15 protein-coding genes are annotated in these 17870 nt (G+C 46.8%); 4 read left to right on the plus strand and 11 right to left on the minus strand.

The window, feature by feature from the left end; genetic code table 11:
- Positions 1-238 precede the first annotated feature (238 nt).
- Genes ABV409_RS04235 through ABV409_RS04250 form a run of 4 tightly spaced genes read right to left on the minus strand, consistent with a single transcriptional unit; the run spans position 239 to position 5390 of the window.
- Positions 239-1285, minus strand: coding sequence for a hypothetical protein (locus ABV409_RS04235; RefSeq protein ID WP_353876302.1), 1047 nt, complete (start codon positions 1283-1285; stop codon positions 239-241).
- Between the two features lie 2 nt (positions 1286-1287).
- A complete protein-coding gene (locus tag ABV409_RS04240) occupies positions 1288-2970 on the minus strand; it encodes a DUF6909 family protein (protein ID WP_353876303.1) in 1683 nt (560 codons plus the stop codon).
- Positions 2971-3012: 42 nt separating this feature from the next.
- The gene (locus tag ABV409_RS04245; RefSeq protein ID WP_353876304.1) at positions 3013-4515 is read right to left on the minus strand and encodes a GH3 auxin-responsive promoter family protein; all 1503 of its coding nucleotides are present in this window, start codon (positions 4513-4515) and stop codon (positions 3013-3015) included.
- A gap of 5 nt (positions 4516-4520) precedes the next feature.
- Positions 4521-5390: a M23 family metallopeptidase gene (locus ABV409_RS04250; RefSeq protein WP_353876305.1), complete on the minus strand. Its 870-nt coding sequence runs from the start codon at positions 5388-5390 to the stop codon at positions 4521-4523.
- Positions 5391-5552: 162 nt separating this feature from the next.
- Here ABV409_RS04250 and ABV409_RS04255 point away from each other — a divergent pair, with 162 nt between their 5' ends.
- A complete protein-coding gene (locus tag ABV409_RS04255; RefSeq protein ID WP_353876306.1) occupies positions 5553-5747 on the plus strand; it encodes a twin-arginine translocase TatA/TatE family subunit in 195 nt (64 codons plus the stop codon).
- Between the two features lie 218 nt (positions 5748-5965).
- Positions 5966-8017: an OmpA family protein gene (locus tag ABV409_RS04260; RefSeq protein WP_353876307.1), complete on the plus strand. Its 2052-nt coding sequence runs from the start codon at positions 5966-5968 to the stop codon at positions 8015-8017.
- Between the two features lie 45 nt (positions 8018-8062).
- Here the strand turns inward: ABV409_RS04260 and ABV409_RS04265 are convergent, their stop codons facing one another.
- From ABV409_RS04265 to ABV409_RS04275, 3 genes are all read right to left on the minus strand, one after another.
- Positions 8063-9052 carry a DUF4837 family protein gene (locus ABV409_RS04265; RefSeq protein WP_353876308.1) on the minus strand — a complete coding sequence of 330 codons (990 nt, stop codon included), beginning with the start codon at positions 9050-9052 and terminating at the stop codon, positions 8063-8065.
- A 119-nt stretch (positions 9053-9171) separates the two neighbouring features.
- Entirely contained in the window at positions 9172-10773 is a 1602-nt protein-coding gene (locus tag ABV409_RS04270) for a LysM peptidoglycan-binding domain-containing protein (protein ID WP_353876309.1), read from the minus strand.
- 117 nt (positions 10774-10890) lie between these two features.
- Positions 10891-12081 (minus strand): phosphoglycerate kinase, encoded by a 1191-nt coding sequence (locus ABV409_RS04275; protein ID WP_353876310.1) that lies wholly within the window; start codon positions 12079-12081, stop codon positions 10891-10893.
- A 131-nt stretch (positions 12082-12212) separates the two neighbouring features.
- Between ABV409_RS04275 and ABV409_RS04280 the strand changes: the two genes are divergently transcribed.
- The gene (locus ABV409_RS04280) at positions 12213-13364 is read left to right on the plus strand and encodes a DNA polymerase III subunit (RefSeq protein WP_353876881.1); all 1152 of its coding nucleotides are present in this window, start codon (positions 12213-12215) and stop codon (positions 13362-13364) included.
- Between the two features lie 11 nt (positions 13365-13375).
- Positions 13376-13774: a DoxX family protein gene (locus ABV409_RS04285; RefSeq protein ID WP_353876311.1), complete on the plus strand. Its 399-nt coding sequence runs from the start codon at positions 13376-13378 to the stop codon at positions 13772-13774.
- Between the two features lie 49 nt (positions 13775-13823).
- On the opposite strand, the gene ABV409_RS04290 is transcribed toward ABV409_RS04285, so the two are convergent.
- The 4 genes from ABV409_RS04290 to mnmG form a co-directional block, all read right to left on the minus strand.
- Positions 13824-14330, minus strand: a complete 507-nt coding sequence (locus tag ABV409_RS04290; RefSeq protein WP_353876312.1) for an OmpH/Skp family outer membrane protein — start codon at positions 14328-14330, stop codon at positions 13824-13826.
- Between the two features lie 222 nt (positions 14331-14552).
- Positions 14553-15302 (minus strand): class I SAM-dependent methyltransferase, encoded by a 750-nt coding sequence (locus ABV409_RS04295; protein WP_353876313.1) that lies wholly within the window; start codon positions 15300-15302, stop codon positions 14553-14555.
- A 58-nt stretch (positions 15303-15360) separates the two neighbouring features.
- A complete protein-coding gene (locus ABV409_RS04300) occupies positions 15361-15921 on the minus strand; it encodes a hypothetical protein (RefSeq protein ID WP_353876314.1) in 561 nt (186 codons plus the stop codon).
- Positions 15922-15999: 78 nt separating this feature from the next.
- Complete coding sequence (mnmG, locus tag ABV409_RS04305) at positions 16000-17868, minus strand: tRNA uridine-5-carboxymethylaminomethyl(34) synthesis enzyme MnmG (protein ID WP_353876315.1); 1869 nt, start codon at positions 17866-17868, stop codon at positions 16000-16002.
- Between the last annotated feature and the right edge of the window lie 2 nt (positions 17869-17870).

The following is a 17870-nucleotide window of genomic DNA, read 5'->3' on the forward strand; positions in this document are numbered from 1 at the left end:
TTTACAACAATTATTGTCCTGCATTTCCTATATCAAAGGTTCAAATTCAAGTGGTTTGAACCGTCTCAGGTCTATTTTGCGCATTCCATTTCCAAATGTTCTTCCAAGGAAAACGCTACTGTTAAAGCTCTTATTCCTGTTGCGAAAAACACTGCCTTAAAATGCGGTTTCTTGCATAGATTCCTTTGCTTTCGGATTCAAATGACAATTGCTTTTTTTGCGTATGGATGCGCTAATCCTAACTTCGCTTATATTCTTTTAGAAAACTATTCAATTGAATCATTGACAACATAAATAGAACGGCACCCACCAAAACGATGGGCAAGACAAAGAGGTAACTTTTCCAGAACCCTTTTTGTTTGACCCCTCGAGCTGGAAAATCACTGATAACATTTAGTATGGCGGACTTATTGGCGCGTTCTTCATTCAACTTCACCAGTCTGTTTTTCAGCACCTCCCTTTCCTGGATAAGCGCGAGCTCCTTATTTTGGGATTCACCATTATCCGCGAGGTTAATGCTCGTGCCCTGCATGGGGTTGTCCGCCTCTTTCACCAATACGGTCTGGTAAAGGCGTTGTAACGAATCGATTTCAACCAGCTGTTGGACGTAAATTGAGTCTTGGAGCCGTAAGTTGATGTCACTAATGCTCTTTTGTAGTTTGAAGTAATCATTGGCCGAAATCGATGAGATGATGGCCGGTTGGATTTTCTTGGCCACTTTATTGTCGGTACTCACCACCGAAATCTGATGGAACCTGGCATCAAGGGAGTTAAAGTTCTTAAGATAACTTTCAAAATCCAGAGCTTTGACCGTGGTTGTATCCAAATCACGTACGAATTCGTCAAAAAGTTTGATTTTTTGATTCTCATCCGAATAGGAATCCACAAAAATTTCAACAATCGTTCCGGCGTCACTTGTAGCTATTCCCAGGGCGTTCGAAAGTGCGACTGAATCCTCGGCCTTAGCCAAATCGTTATAAAAATCGATATTGTTATAAAGCTGTTGAACACTATTGAAGTTTGGTTCAATTACCATCTTCGAAATGTACTTCCGCGGTTTGTATTGGTCCAAAAAATATCCGCCGACTCCACCGAAAACAGCAGCTGCGACGAATAGAATAAAGTTCTTTTGGATAAAAAGGAGGAAAATCATAACCGCTCGAAACAAACCGGTAAATATACTACCGATAAATGCGAAAAATTTGGAAATGGCGTTCCCTAATAATTGGAACAGTTGTCCCAAATCGACTTCATCGGAACCGGGATTTTTGGATTGTTCATTCATTGTTATGCATTAAAAATTTGTTCTAAGATTTTGTCGGTAATCAAGTAGGTCGGCTTGACCCCCGTGGTACCTAGGCCGCCAGAAGCCAAGGTGCTCCCCGTTTCAAGCGGGTTATCAGAAGCGTAATAGGCATAGCGCACCTTAACGTCACCCTTGATACTCTTTCGGATCTTGGAGGCCGATTGGATCGCCTTTTGATAGTGCACCCCTTCCATTTCCAGTCCGATGACCTTCCAGGTCGAATCGTAAAAAAACTGTAGGATGTCCTTGTTTTGCAAAGACGTTCCGAGCACCGTCACCATGGTGCCCTCAAGTACCTTTAGGCCATGGTCTTCGAAATCAGCGGCACAGAGTTCGTTTTCGAAGGGGTAGTTGTCGGCCGTGCCTTCGAAAATATGGGCCGAAGGGATCATCAAATCGCCTTTTCCGCCCTCAAGTATACCGGCCTTGCCCATGACCGAAATCGATGCCACGTTCAAAAAGTGTTTTTCCCCTTGGGTCTCAAATGGTTTCAAGAGTTCGTCAATGGTCTCGTAAGCCTGTTCGCCAAAGGCGTAGTCCATCACGAAAATAACCGGTTTTTCCGATGGGTCCGTATCGTTCGATAAGGGATAACAGCAGGTTTCAGCGCCGAATTTGGCCACGTCGAAAATTTGGGTGTCGATATTGGCCCCTGTTTCGTCATCAATAAAGATCATGCCGTTCTTCTGGGCCGTGGCCTCTACCTTTTTGCGCAATTTTTTATTGGCGTCTGCACTCAAGGCCTCATAGATGTCCAGTGAACTGCCATCGGGAAATTCACTCGCCAAGGTTTTCCTGGCGAACAAGGAATTCATCACGCTGTGCATGTTCGCACTGATGATATGGATCGGTCGTTCATGCAATTGATTGCGGTGCAAGGCTTCCTTAATGGTATTCGCCCAGCGCTCACCATGGATATGATGCCCAAGGCGCTCGCGAAGCAAGGGGCTAAAGGTTATGGTGCGCTTGTTACCCGTGAGCTCTTCTTCGATGGCCAGTTTTCCTAGCCAATAGATGATCTTCAAAAAGCGGTCGACATTGGACTCCGTAGCGAGCTTTTCATGGATATCGGTTATCTCATCGAAGGATCGGCCCAAAATATTCGCCGTATGGATCAAGGTGACCTGTCTTTCGTTTTCGTCTTCGATACCTTCTTCAACGAAGGCGGCCAATTTCTGCCAGTCGCGAATAGTACTGCCATCCTCGAGCAAGACCCTATGGCAGATCTTATTCGATTCGACGTACAAAAACGTCAAGTGGGTCAAAATATCATAGATATCGGATCGGCCACGCGTAATTTCGATGTTCATTTGTTCGTCATCGATACGATAGCAATTGCGTCGTCTTTTCGGTGGAATTATCGGACGCAGGTGGGACTTTGAAAATCCCTCATCGGAGGTCATGTTGATGAAACGGCATTGCTCGATGCCTTCAGGCAGTCGTTCAAGCACATAGATCAAGCCGCTCAATTCGGCTTTTTCTTCGGCAATCGATCCATATATTTCGGGGCGTAGCACCAAGAGGGCATTTCGAAGGGCCCTACCTGAAACCCCTGAGGGTTTGTAGAAACCTCGATTCAAAAGGTGCCGCATCGTGATGTACAACCGCTCTATGGCGTTAGTGGATTCTTGTGCGCGGGTCGTTTCCTTAACTTTTTGGGCCATTTCGCTTTTTCATGGCAAAAATACACGAATTCCCTTACTAAATTAGGTCGTGGCCATAAAAGGGGTCAAGGCGTCGGCCAGTTTGCGATCGTTCGAAAGTCTTTGGATCTTGTTCTGGCCCCCTAATTTGCCGATCGCTTTCATGTAGGCGGTAAAACCGTCTTCGGCGATCGGGGTGACTTTGGCAGGTTGTAGGATATTGCCCTCCAACAAATCGAAATAATAACTGTTCTGAGCTTGCATGGATCGGTCGAGCACTTCGGCGAAAGCCCCCATATCGCTAGGCTTTTTCTCGAATTCGACGAACCATTCATGATAGGGCAATTGGCCGTCGATCGATTGGGTCTGGGGAGCCACGGTAAATTCGGTAACCCGGGCATCGGTTTGTTGAATGGCCTCTTGCATGGCCTGTTCGACCTCTTTGGCGATCACATGCTCGCCAAAGGCGGAGATGAAGTGCTTGATCCTTCCGGATACGATGATCTTATGCGGATAAAGCGAAACGAATTGCACCGTATCACCGATATTATAGGCCCATAGCCCGGCATTGGTGCTGATGATCATGGCGTAGTTGGTGCCCAACTCCACATCTTCAATGGTCAATCGCTCCGGGTTTTCATCAAAAAACGTATCGACTTTGATGAACTCATAAAAAATGCCAGCGTCAAGTAAGAGGAGCATGCCCTTGTCGTTCTGGGCATTCTGATAGGCGAAAAATCCCTCGCTGGCCGGAAACAATTCGATACTAGCGACCTTTCTTCCGATGAGGTTTTCAAATTTGGCCCGATAGGGTTCGTAGTTGACCCCTCCATAAATAAAGAGTTGGAAATTTTCGAAAAGCTTTCCTATCGGTTGTCCCGTTTTGGCCTTTAACTTCTCAAAATACATTTGGACCCATGATGGAATCCCCGCAATGACCGTCATGTTTTCGTGCTCGGTCTCCTCAATGATAGCGTCGACCTTGGTTTCCCAATCCTCGATACAATTGGTTTCCCAGCTCGGCAGTCGGTTCTTTTGTAGGTAGGCCGGCACGTAATGTGCCGATATGCCCGATAATCGCCCCGATTTGATCGAGCCTTTGGTGTCCAATACCGGACTCCCTTGTAAAAAGATCATCTTTCCGTCCACAAAATCCGCATTACCTGATTCATGGATGTAGGTTAAGATGGCATTTCGCGAGGCGGCCACTTGTTCTTTGATCGAGACCGAGGTGATCGGAATGTACTTGGCCCCTGAAGTAGTCCCCGAGGTTTTTCCGAAATACAAGGGTTGTCCAGGCCATAACACGTCGTTTTCACCAGCGATGATCCGTTCTACATAGCCCTTCAAGGCCTCATAATCACGAACCGGAACTTGTTCAATAAAATCCGTATGGGTACGTATCGTATCAAATCGGTGGTCTTGGCCAAACGCGGTGGTCTTGGCGGTTGCAATCAGGTCGTTGAACACCTTGCGCTGCGATCCGACGGGGTCCTTGGCCCAACGTTCGGTCTTCATAACGATCTGTCTGGCGAAGATTTTGGCGGCAAAACTTTTAAGCGACATCAGGCTTACTTAAAATCAATATAGTTTTGGGGGTTGACGGGTTTTCCGTTAATCCAAAGCTCAAAATGCAAATGCGGCCCGGTGGTCAATTCACCGGTATTGCCTATCGAAGCGATGACCTCTCCGGCACTCACCCGCTCGCCTTGGGCCTTGCTGAGCGAGCCGTTGTGTTTGTAAACTGAGGTCAGGCCATCACGATGCTCGATAAGGATCACATAACCTGTATCGGAGGTCCAGCTCGAAAAAATCACGGTGCCATCGGCCACCGATTTTACCGGGGTATCCTTAGGCGCGACCACATCGACCGCGAGATGGTTCTTCTTTGGATCGTATTCCTGGGATATCAATCCATTGACCGGAACGAATAGGATTTTTCCCAAATCGTTGACATTGCGTTCGAAGAGGTTGTATTTGTCTTCCAATTCAACCTTTTCTCGAAGTTCAAGGTCTTCACGGATCGGATTGAGATTGACCGTTGAGGGATCCAACTTGTATTTCTCAAAAAGGGAATCGCGATTGGTCTCGTTATTCTCGACTTCGCCCCTTAAAACCATACGTACATTAGATAAATACCTATTGGTATATTCTAAAACGGTGACCAAAGAGTCCGTTTTATAGGTAAGTTCAGTGGCTTGTCGCTTCAATCGGGTAGAAGAGTAGCCCGGAATGTATTCGCGCAAGGGGGTGAAAGCGATCAGCAAGGTGGTGAACCCGATCAACACGATTATGAACAGCGTTCCGGTCACAAAAACGTTCATTCGGTTCAACTTAAAGGAGATCTTCTCTTCGAAGGTGTTCTCGTTCAATATCACCAAGCGGTATTTGTGCAAGAGTTTCTTGCGGATGTCCTTTTGCTTTCTTCTGCTCTTGGCCATAGTAACAAAGATAAGTTTAGATTTTGATTCTCTAGGTCGAGCACCGTTTTTGTGATAGAATTAAGAAGCGCGACAAACGAACAATTTATTAACGCTTCGGGCGTTTGTTAAGAGGGTTTGTCACTTCTTTTTAGTATTTTTACCCTTCAAATTCTTCACCAAATGAACGCACTTACATTTTTTCTTGGACTAGTCGGACCATGGCAGATCGTACTTGTAGTGGTCATCGTCCTCTTATTATTCGGAGGTAAAAAAATTCCTGAGTTGATGCGTGGACTGGGAAGCGGTATCAAAGAATTCAAGGATGCCTCGAAGGAGGATGAGAAATTGGAAGACAACAAAGGGCTCGATTCGTAGTCAACATTCCCCTACTTCCCGCGCTATCCTTAGGCCCCACTATCATTCTGGCCTAACGCACTTTTTTCTTGGTTTCATGTTGTAAAAGTCCCTTTTCACAACAAAAAATAATTTCTACGCGGCACATCCGCTATTTTAGGCGTTATATGTATTATAGGTGGCCTATGCCTTGCCATATGCCCAAAACACTGACCTAACTATAACTACTTTAAAGCACCATGAAAAGGATACTTTGCATTCTTGCCCTGCTTTCGATCACGGTTCTCCAAGCCCAAACGGTTACCCAATTGGAATTCGAGGACGCCGGTTCCATTGAAAGTGAACCCTCGCTCGTCGAACCGGGCATCGTTGACGAAAACTTAAGCAAAAAGGAAAGGCGAAAGCTGCTCAAACAAAAAGACGTGAAGAGCAAGCTCATCAAGAAAGCCGACGAGTACTACGATAAAATGTGGTACGCCGAGGCAGCTAAATATTATGATCTTGCCCTGGCTGAAGATCAAAAGAACCCTTCAAAGGAACTCTTGAAGCACGCAGGTGATTCCCACTATTTCGTAGGTAACATGGAAAAGGCCTACCACTGGTATGACCTGCTTTATAAAAACCATGGCGACAGCTTTTCGGAAAACGACTATTTCAAGTATGTCCACACTTTGAAAGGTACGGGCAGGAAACAACGCGCCAAGCGTATCCTTCGTGCGTTCAACAAAGCCGACTTCGGTGATGATAGCATGAAAGAGACCCTTTTGGAAAAGAAGAGCGATATCATCGTCAAGAACCTTGCGGTAAATTCAAAGTATTCCGATTTCGCTCCCATGTACCAGAACGATGGTAAGGTGGTGTTCTCTTCAGCTGCTGATTCGGGCTTTTTTAGTACCAAACGGTATAAATGGAACAACCAACCCTTCTTAGACCTTTATGAAGCGAATCGCAATGAAGACTCCGGTGAGCTTTCGAATGCGAAGAAGCTGACGAAAAAGGTCAATACCAAATATCATGAGGCCGCTGTTGCGTTTTCTTCCGATGGCAATACCATGTATTTTACAAGGAACAATTTCGGCAAGCGCTTAAAGCGTTCGAAAAAGAACATCAATCATTTGAAGATCTACGTCTCCAAAAAAGTAGATGGGGAATGGCAGGAAGCCGATGAAGTACCCTTCAATGGAGATAATTTTTCTACCGGTCATCCGGCGCTTAGTCCTGATGGAAAACAATTGTATTTCGTTTCAGACCGCCCTGGAAGCATCGGTGGTACCGATCTTTATGTGGTCGATCTGCTTGAAGATGGATCCTATTCAGAGCCTAGGAATCTCGGGGCATCCATCAACACCAATAAAAAGGAAATGTTTCCTTACGTTACTGAAAATGCCATATACTTTTCATCGAACAGGAGCTCGGGTATCGGCGGATTGGATGTTTACAAAGCCAGTTATGTCGGCAATGCCATTGCCACGCCTGAGAACCTAGGGGCACCGATAAACAGTACCCGTGACGATTTTTCATATATCGTCGATGAGGTTGAGGGCACTGGCTACTTCGCTTCGAACCGCAAAGGTGGAAAGGGCGATGACGACATCTATGCCTTCAAAGGGGTAGAACCTGAGGCGCCTGTGGTCGAGAAGACCTCGGCGATTACGGGTATCGTTACCGATGTACTGACCGAAGCCACCATGCCGAATTCAGTGGTCGCCCTGTATGACAACAACAATGAGAAAATCGCGGAAACGCTTACCGCGGAAGATGGCAGCTTTAGCTTTGAAAACCTAAGTCCTGAAACCGATTACGTGGTGCGTACCTCGATTTCAGACTACCTTGAAGACCAGCAACAGGTCAATACCGAACAACGGGAATCCATCGACCTGACCGTTCCATTAAAACGAATCGACGATATGATCGTGGTCGAAGACGGGGTCAAGAAACTGAAGACCGAAATCATCTACTTTGATTTCGATAGTGCCAACATTCGTCAAGATGCATCGAAGGAACTCGATAAATTGGTCGCCGTTTGGGAAAAGTATCCGAACATGGTCATTAAGATCGAATCACATACCGATTCCAGAGGCCCCAGTGCGTACAACGATTACCTGTCTGACAAGCGTGCGAAAGCCACAAAGGCTTATCTGGTTTCACGTGGCATCGATGCCTCTAAAATCGCCAGCGCGATCGGGTATGGCGAGCAATATCCGATCAACGATTGCAAGGGCGGGCCCGGATGCGATCGAACGAAGCACCAACAAAACCGTCGTTCAGAATTTATCATAGAAAGTCTCTGACCTTGATAACGAACCAAAAAAAAGCCCGGAATATCCGGGCTTTTTTTATTCCTTTTCGAGAAATTTTACGGTCCGCAATATGGATTCGAGTTCGAACATGTATTCCCGTTTTGCGGTCGATGGGGCAAAGGCGAAACCTTCGATCACCATTTTCCGTTGATTCGCTTTGTCATTGATAATATAGGTCAAGAACGGACCTGCCATGGGGTAGCCGTTGATTTCCCAAATCCCTTTGGCTTCCGCGCCTTTCTTCTCGCCGATCTCGGCAGGAAAGACATAGGGTGAGAATGCTTTTTCGGTCATCATAAAAGTGTCCTCATAAGGGCCGGGCACATATTTCTTTCCTATCGAGTCACGCATCGCAACGATATCACGTACGAAGGTGGAGTCATTGGTGAAGCTATCCCATGGCATACTATAAGCTATGATGTTCATGGTTCCCTTCGGTATCTGTCTATCGATCCATACGAAATTGTCTTCCCGCTTTCCGACTTTGTAGGCCGACGGTATGGTCATTTCAATACCGAATTCCTCTTGTAGGGCTTGTTCACGGTTCAAGGAACGGGTAAAACGCTTTTGTGCCTCGCGCATTTCAACCGCGCGGAACGATGCAATGGCATTGTCGGCAACCTTGTCGATGTTGTCGACCAACTCATTATACGTCCCTCCTTTTACAACGGCTACCTTTTGGGGCCTGGCATAAACGTCGGTCTTCACATGACCGATCGATAGGGTATCTTGCTGTACGAAGAGTACCGATCTTGAATGCGTCACCGCACCGCTGAAGACCTGTGGCGGTATCTGCGTAAGGCTTAGGATCGGCTGGGTAGGTGATAAGCCAAGGGCGGGTCTAGCGAACTGTTCCCGAACGCGGTCACCGACCGCTCCGCGCCACAGTTCATTGTCCATAACGACCATTAAGGTATTGACCCCTCCAGTCGAGGGAGGCAGGTATCGTTCGCCCGTTGTATTCTGCTTACAGGAAAAGAGGCACAAAAGGCCCAAGAGTACTGAAAATCGCATCGTTCGCATCATGATTTAAAGGTATGAAATAATCATGACCGCAAGGCCAAAAATGAGTGGCATGGGCCAAACGATGCGTCAATGCGACATTCAATAAAGGGAGGACGACCGCGCTCCTTTTGATTCTAGGTTTACGAAGAACAGTTACACAACCTCAGTTTCGTACCGGGTTGCAGGTTGTTGCCCCGAATGCCGTTCCAATCGCGGAGATTTTGGATGGAAATGCCCGGGTATTTTTGTGAAATGGTCCAAAGCGAATCCCCTGATTGAACGACATGGATCTTGTTTGGATCATTCGGTAATTTGATGGGTTGTGAATTCGTCTTGGATTGTGCGACCGCCTTTTTAGCCGCAGGTATCCGTCTTGGGTAAATCGTGAGTCGCTGTCCTACCCTTAAATTATTGCTTCGAAGGCCGTTCCATCTTTTGATTTGGCTTACTCCGACCCCATATCGTTGGGCGATTTTTCCAAGATAGTCCCCACTACGGACCCGGTAGCGGATTCGATCGCCGCTACTGACCAACTTCGGAAGTGGTTTCTCAAGGGAGTCCAGTTCTTGTTTCACGTGTGCGTAAATGGCGGTTTCATTGGTTACGAATTTGCCGAGATGTTTCAAGGGCAACCTTAGGGCATACGTCTTGTTCTTTACTTTGGGGATGATGTTGAGTTTATAGGATGGGTTCAAGACCTCGAGTTCGGCCACGGAAATGCCGACCAATTCGGAAATCTGATCGAAGGTGATCAAGTTCTTAATGTGTACGGTGTCGGTTTCAAAATAAGCCCGCTCGACTTTCTCGCGTCGTAAGCCATGTTCATCGGCGTATTCGAACAGATACATCGTAGCCAAAAAAGCAGGGACATACCCTGCGGTCTCACGGGGCAAATGTGGTCTGATATTCCAATAGTTCTTGTAGCCCCCAGAGCGGCGTATGGCCTTGTTTACATTGCCAGGGCCAGAATTGTAAGCCGCCAAGGCAAGGTCCCAGTCACCAAAGATTCCATGTAGTTTACCCAAGTATTTCGCAGCGGCTTTCGTTGCGAAAATGGGGTCGTTGCGTTCGTCGACATAGCTGCTGACATCAAGACCGTACATGCGCCCCGTGGCATACATGAACTGCCAGAGCCCTTTGGCGCCGACCCTGGAGCGCGCCTTTGGGTTGAGGGCCGACTCGACGATGGCCAGATACTTCACCTCAAGCGGAATATCTTGGTTGTCGAGCTCTTGCTCGAACAAGGGGAAATAAAATTGACTTAGGGTCAACATGCGCTGCATCAAATCCCTCCTACGGGTCAAAAACGACTTGATGACGCTTTCCAAAGATGGGTTGTACGCTATATTGAAAGGGGTCTTTTCATTCAAGCGGGCCAAGCGCGCCTTCAAGGTGTCGGTGGGCAGCTCGATTTGTGGGGCGTCGGTGGTCGGTGTTTCGATTTCCTCCAACATTTCTTCGAACAAGGGGGCGCTTTTCACCATTTCGTCCAACCAGAGGCTGTCGTACGCGTAGGCCTCTTCAAGATCCTTCAGGTCATAGCCCGAATCGGTCTTGACCGCTTGAATATTAAGGGGGGCATCCGATACCGTGTTCGCAGTCGGAGTGGTCAATAACAAGGGTGCGGTGGCCAAGGTGTCGGCCGATTTGGCTTGTTGGGTTATGGAGTCTTGTATCTGGGCGTTTACCGTGCTCAAAGAACAGAGCATGCCCACGTAAAATAAGCGTATAATTCGTTGCATTGTATCAGTGGTTTGGCTTGGGGCCGTCTAAAATGGGGTTTTTTCCTGAAAAATTAAAATCGTCAGTGTTAAACCCGAGTTTCAAGGCACCTTCCCTACCCAATAACAACGCCCTGCTTAGGCCAATATTGCTGCGATCCCAGGCAAAGTCTTGCCTTCAAGGCTTTCGAGCATCGCCCCACCACCAGTGGAAACATAGCTCACCTTATCCTGAAACCCGAATTGTTTTACCGCCGCCACGGAATCACCGCCGCCAACCAAAGAAAAGGCTCCGTTTTGGGTAGCTTCGTCGATATACTCCCCGATGGCTATCGTACCTTTCGAAAAGCTGGGCATTTCAAATACACCGACCGGACCGTTCCAAAGAATGGTCTTCGATGCTAGGATCACCGATTTGAAATTGGCCAAGGTGTTCGGACCGGCGTCCAGCCCTTGCCAGCCATCTTCGATAGCGTCGACATCAACAAATTTGGTATTCGCGTTATTGTCGAAAGCATCGGCTGCCAGCACATCTACCGGAATGTGTACTTGTACCCCCTTCGCTGCTGCTTGCTTTAAAATGTCGAGTGCCAGCTGCATTTTATCATCTTCACAGATCGAATCGCCAACCTTTCCGCCTTGTGCCTTGACAAAGGTATAGGTCATTCCACCCCCGATGATCAAATGATCTACTTTGTCCAAAATATTTTCGATAATGGTGATCTTCGAAGAGACTTTCGCACCTCCTAAAATCGCAGTCACGGGTTTCTCTCCGGTTTTCATTACTTTTTCGATCGATACGATCTCATTGGCTAGAAGGTATCCGAAACACTTGTTCCCCGAAAAGTAATCGGCCACGACCGTAGTCGACGCATGGGCCCTGTGGGCCGTACCGAAGGCGTCATTCACATAGATGTCACCAAAAGCCGAAAGTTGTTCGGCAAAGTTCGCTTCTCCTTGGGTCTCTTCACCATAAAAACGCAGGTTTTCGAGCAATAAGACTTCACCACTCTGTAGGGCTTGGTACGCTTCTGCCACTTCTTCCCCTACACAATCGTTTACGAACTTCACCTGTACGCCGATGATATCCGAAACGGTATCGCAGATATGCCGTAACGACATCGCTTCGTTGCGCTGGCCCTTTGGACGACCCAGATGGCTCATCAAAACCGCACTACCCCCATCTTCAAGTACCTTGAGAATAGTCGGTTTGGCCGCTTCGATACGGCTGGTATCGGTCACCTTGAATTCAGCATCCAAGGGTACGTTGAAATCAACACGGATCAAGGCTTTTTTGTCTTCAAAGTTATAATCGTCGATTGTTTTCATCAGAATGGGTTTAAGGCTTCAAAAGTAACCAATTGCCTACATAGATGCAGGTTGGGCACCGGTATATTTGAAAAGATTTTGGGATTGGGAACGAAAAGCCCGTCCCTTTGAAAATAGATTATATTTGGATGATGTTTTTTAAGGATGTGTTGGGCCTGGCCCATTTGAAGAACCATTTGACTACCACTGCTGATCGCGGGCGCGTGGCGCATGCCCAGCTTTTTGTCGGGCCAGAAGGTTCAGGCACGCTGCCTTTGGCCATTGCCTATGCGCAATACCTGCTTTGCGGAAACGGCAATGGTGAAAACGAAGGGGGCAATGCGGCTTGCAACGCCAAGTGTGGAAGACTGATGCATCCTGACCTTCATTTCGTCTTTCCGGTGGCCAATTCCGACAAAGTGAAAAGCCATGCGGTCAGTGACCATTACATGGAAGAATGGCGCGAATTCGTTGCGGAACAACCTTATGGCAACCTCTTCGACTGGTATCGCGCTATAGGAATCGAAAAAAAACAAGGCCAGATCGGTGTTGATGAAGCCCAAGACATCGTTAAAAAATTGTCATTGAAGTCCTTTGAGGGTGGGTTTAAGGTCCTCATCGTGTGGATGGCCGAAAAAATGAACGGGGCCGCTTCGAACAAACTGTTGAAGTTGATCGAAGAGCCGCCAGAGAAAACGATTTTGATACTGGTCGCCGAAGATGAGGAACAGCTGATCGGCACGATCTTATCGCGTTGCCAGGTCTTGCATTTCCCGCCAATGGCGAACGAGACCATCGTACAGGGATTGACCGCCAAAGGTGCTGACGTGCATATCGCGCACCAGCTGGCCCATGAAGCCAACGGAAACTTCAACAAGGCCTTGGACCTCTTTCAAAATGATTCTGAAGATTTGGTGTTCGAACGTTGGTTTATTCAGTGGGTTCGGAGTGCGTTCAAAGCAAAAGGAAATAAGGCGGCGATACACGAATTGCTGTTATGGAGCGATGAGCTTTCGAAACAGGGGCGCGAAGTTCAGAAAAAGTTCTTGGGGTATTGCATCGGAATGATAAGACAGGCCCTTCTTTTAAACTACCAAGTGCCCGAATTGGTCTATACCCGTATCCATTCGGATGGGTTCGACCTATCGAAGTTCGCCCCCTTCGTACATGAAAACAATATCGTGCCTTTGGTCAAAGAGCTGGAAGAGGCCTTGTACCATATCACTCGAAACGGCAACGGAAAAATGATCTTTACCGATCTATCGATAAAACTAACCCGGCTGCTGCATGTCAGGGCCGCCTAAAACCAACACCCATGCAATTCCATTTTTACGAGAATACCACCGAACTTGTTTTATTGTTGTTTTTGACCATCACTTTTTTGCAAAGTGGGGTCGACAAGGTCATGGACTGGAAAGGCAATCTCGGTTGGCTAAAAGGCCACTTTTCACAAACGCCCTTTAAAAATCAAGTGCCGGCCCTTTTGGGTATCGTGACCCTATTGGAGTTGGCCACTGCCCTTTTGAGTATTGGAGGTTTCGTACATCTGCTACTACACGATAATGGAAGTATGGCCTATTATGCGGCACTGATCGGATGCAGCACCTTGTTATTATTGTTGCTTGGCCAACGGGTCGCCAAAGACTATGAAGGGGCGCGGACCATCGTTGTTTATCTGGTTCCTTCCGTCTTTCTGCTGTTTCTATTACATTAAAAAACCCCAACACAAGGTGTTGAGGTTCAGCGCTTTAAGATTTTTTATCTTAGTTTTTGTACTTCTCGTTCAAGAGTTTGATTACGTCTTGGGTAACATCTTTGGCATCAGCTCCATATAGCACACTTCCGCCATCCCCTCCTCCGAGGATGTAGGTAAAGCCATTGCTCTGCCCAAAAGCTTTGATTTCCCTTTTGACCTTGCTCATTACGCTGTCCATTTCGGTCTGTCCTTCCAATTGTATCTGCTGTTCTTCTTGCTGCAATTGTTGGCCCATGAATTGTCCGCGTTGTTGCAAAAGCCCATATTCTTCTTGGGCTTTACTTTGGGCCATACTTTGGGCTTTGGTTTGGAATTGCTGCAATTCCAATTGAAAGGCCTGTGAGATGCTGTCTTTCTTTTTGTTGTATGCATCGGCTTTCGCCTTGAACTTGTTTTCAACGTCGATTTTCTCTTGATACCCATCCATCAATTTGACATTGTCGACGAATCCAATTTTATCTTGTTGGCAAGAACAAAGAATGCCAAGTGCCGATAACAAAACCAATTTTTTCATGTTCTTCGATTTACGGTGGCGCTAAAATAGGAAAACCTTGGGCAACTGGCATCACGCAATTACATCCTACCCATTTTAAATTATAGTTAAAACTTATTGCAATTTCCAATTTTCATTATCAATAGCTATGATTTTAGCTTTAATAAAGGTGCTTTATTCGCGCTTTAAAGGCGATTGGGGGGTGATTCTATATGTAAGGGCCCTAGGGTTCCTTAGAATCCTTTATTTGGCTTTTTTGATCACATAGAGCAAAGAGGAGTACTGCATGTTGCGTTTTGCCTTAAGATTGGATACAAATCCCCGATAAAAGGCGTGAAAGGGTCTCGAGCGACCTCCCTTGTAACGCTCCGACAATAGTGAAACGTAATAGGCGTCAAATGGCATGGGTACTATCTCTTCGATCTGCATATCATGTTGGGCGACCAAATGCCCCATGGCTTTTTGGGAAAAATGCCATACATGTCTCGGCACGTCATATGCGGCCCAATAGGTGCCGTACCATTCGGCATCATGAGACCGGTAATTGGGCACGGCGACCAAAAGATGACCCTTATCGTGGAGCATGGTGGCGATTCGCCGCATGGTTTGTTCAAGATTTGGGATGTGTTCCAGAACATGCCATAGCGTAATAACGTCAAAAGTACTGCCGGTTAGTCCTTCGAACGACTCCTCCAGCTCCATGTTTTTCGCTTTGGCCCTAGCCCTAGCTTTGGCATTAGGTTCTATGCCGGTGGTCTGCCAGCCTTGGTCTTTCATATACCTTAAAAAATCGCCAGTGCCCGCACCGATGTCAAGTAGACTGCCTTGTTTTCCTGACAATCGTCGTATCAATTCGGCCTTCCTTTTCAAGTTGAGTCGTTTGACCCTTTGATAAAGTTTGTCGAATACCGAGCGTTTGGCATCGGTATGTGAAATATAAGCTTGGCTATCGTAATATTTGGAAAGGTCTTCGGGTCGGGGTTTTGTGACCAACAAGTCCCTTTTCCGGTCAAGATGCAATTCGAAAGTTTCTTGTGTGACTGAAAAGTCCTTAGTTTTTAAGTACAAGCTCATTGTAGTTATGTGTCGCGAGATACTCCTTTTTGAGCTCTCGAAGATACGTCAAAACTACGTCTCTCGACCCATTGGTTTCATGGAGGCAATCTTTGGTTGCATCCGAAAAGACCTCGATAGCGATATACCAATTCCCTTTTCTGGCCAAGGTGTTATCTTCATTGGCCACGTAAGTGCCTACCTCATCATCGCCGACTGCGGCGCTCACGAAAACATCAACGGCCAAAGGAACCAAATTCAAGGTCTTATCTTCAATGGCCACTTCATAAAACGAAAAATAGAACGTACCCCCGTCCAATTCGAAAGGAACCTCGATGTCTACATAATGATCATCGAGCTGGAATTTGGTGTTGATATAATTGTAAAAATCGCCGTCATTCTTGGGGTCTTCAAATACGAAAAGTGTTTTCTGTGGGAGCCCCTTCCGAAACTTTTTGCCATCAACGACTTTGTAGTCTTTGATGTTCGGGGCTATGCGCAATGGAATGCAGGAATGGAGAACGCAACCTAGGACGGTCAATAGCAGTATTCGCTTCATTTTTTGGTTTTTGATCTAGTCGTTTGCAAGAATCAAAAACCAAGCCAAAACCTATTGTTCCACGTGGAACCAGAAAGCCTATCTTCCTAAAAACACCAAAAGCACACTGATGTCGGCTGGTGAAACCCCGCTGATGCGAGAAGCTTGCGAGATGGAAACAGGACGTATGGCCTCGAGTTTCTCACGTGCCTCAAAGGACAAGGATTTTAATTTTCGATAATCAAAACCGTCCGGAATCTTGATGTTCTCAAGACGTTGTAACTTGTCAGCATTCAGGCGCTCCTTTTCGATATAACCTGAATACTTGACTTGAATAGCGGCTTGCTCCAGAACCTCATTGTCAAGTGCGTTATCCGCCACGAAATCGGCAACCGACTGTAATTGCATCATATGGTCCATAGTCACCTTGGGACGCGAAAACACCTTGAACAACTTATCCGCTTGTTTGACCGTTGCTGAACCTACTTCTTCCAAAATGGGATTCATTTCCTCAGGATCAAAGCTTGTTTTTTTGAAAAAATGGATAAAATCATCCGACTTTTTCAATTTTTTCTCCATTCGATCTAGGCGCTCTTTCGAGGCTAATCCAAGATCATAACTCTTCGGGGTCAATCGTAAATCGGCATTGTCTTGGCGCAACAGCGTGCGATACTCTGCCCTTGAGGTAAACATGCGATACGGTTCTTCAGTGCCCTTTGTGATCAAGTCATCTATTAAAACCCCGATGTATGCTTCGTCGCGTTGTAAAATAAAAGGGTCCCTTTCATTGATCTTTAGATGTGCGTTGATACCCGCCATCAATCCTTGTGAAGCGGCTTCCTCATACCCCGTAGTTCCATTGATCTGACCTGCGAAGTACAAGTTCTCGACCAACTTGGTTTCTAGGGTGTGCTTCAATTGTGTTGGTGGAAAATAATCATACTCGATGGCATAGCCCGGTCTAAAAAACTTGACATTCTCAAACCCTTTTACGGATCGCAGCGCTTTGAATTGTATGTCTTCCGGTAACGAAGTTGAAAACCCATTAACATAAACCTCGACCGTATTCCAGCCTTCAGGTTCTACGAAAATCTGATGCGCATCCTTGTCTGCGAAACGATGGATCTTGTCTTCTATAGAAGGACAATACCTAGGGCCAATACTCTTTATCCTGCCATTGAACATCGGCGATCGATCAAACCCCTCCCGTAGCAAATCATGGACCAGTGTGCTGGTATGCGTCATATGGCAATCTCGCTGATGTTCCAATAGGGCTGTATCCAAATAGGAGAACTTTTCAGGCTTTGCATCACCTGGTTGTAGGATCATCTTTTCATAATCCAACGAACGACCATCGACCCTAGGGGGCGTTCCGGTTTTCATCCGACCACTATCAAACCCAAAATCGACGAGCTGCTCCGTAATCCCAGTTGCCGCTTTCTCGCCCGCTCGACCTCCTCCAAATTGCTTCTCACCGATATGGATCAGTCCATTCAGAAAAGTTCCATTGGTCAACACCACGGACTTGGCTTTAATGTCAAGCCCTAGCGAGGTACGCACTCCGACCACCCTATTTCCGTCAACCAACAGGCCGGAAACCATCTCTTGATAAAAGTCGGCGTTGGGTGTTCGCTCCAAAGCCATTCGCCATTCTTCAGCAAAACGCATACGGTCATTTTGAGCCCTTGGGCTCCACATTGCCGGACCCTTGCTTTTGTTCAACATCTTGAACTGGATCGCTGACTTATCCGTAACCACACCACTGTATCCGCCCAGGGCATCAATCTCACGAACAATCTGGCCCTTTGCAATTCCGCCCATCGCAGGATTGCAGGACATTTGCCCAATGGTCTGTAGGTTCATCGTAACCAATAAGGTTTTAGAACCCATATTGGCAGCAGCTGCGACTGCTTCCGCGCCTGCATGGCCCCCACCTACAACTATTACGTCATATTCCTTTTCAAACATAG

The organism is Flagellimonas algarum (assembly GCF_040513375.1).
GTDB classification, from domain to species: Bacteria; Bacteroidota; Bacteroidia; order Flavobacteriales; family Flavobacteriaceae; genus Flagellimonas_B; species Flagellimonas_B algarum.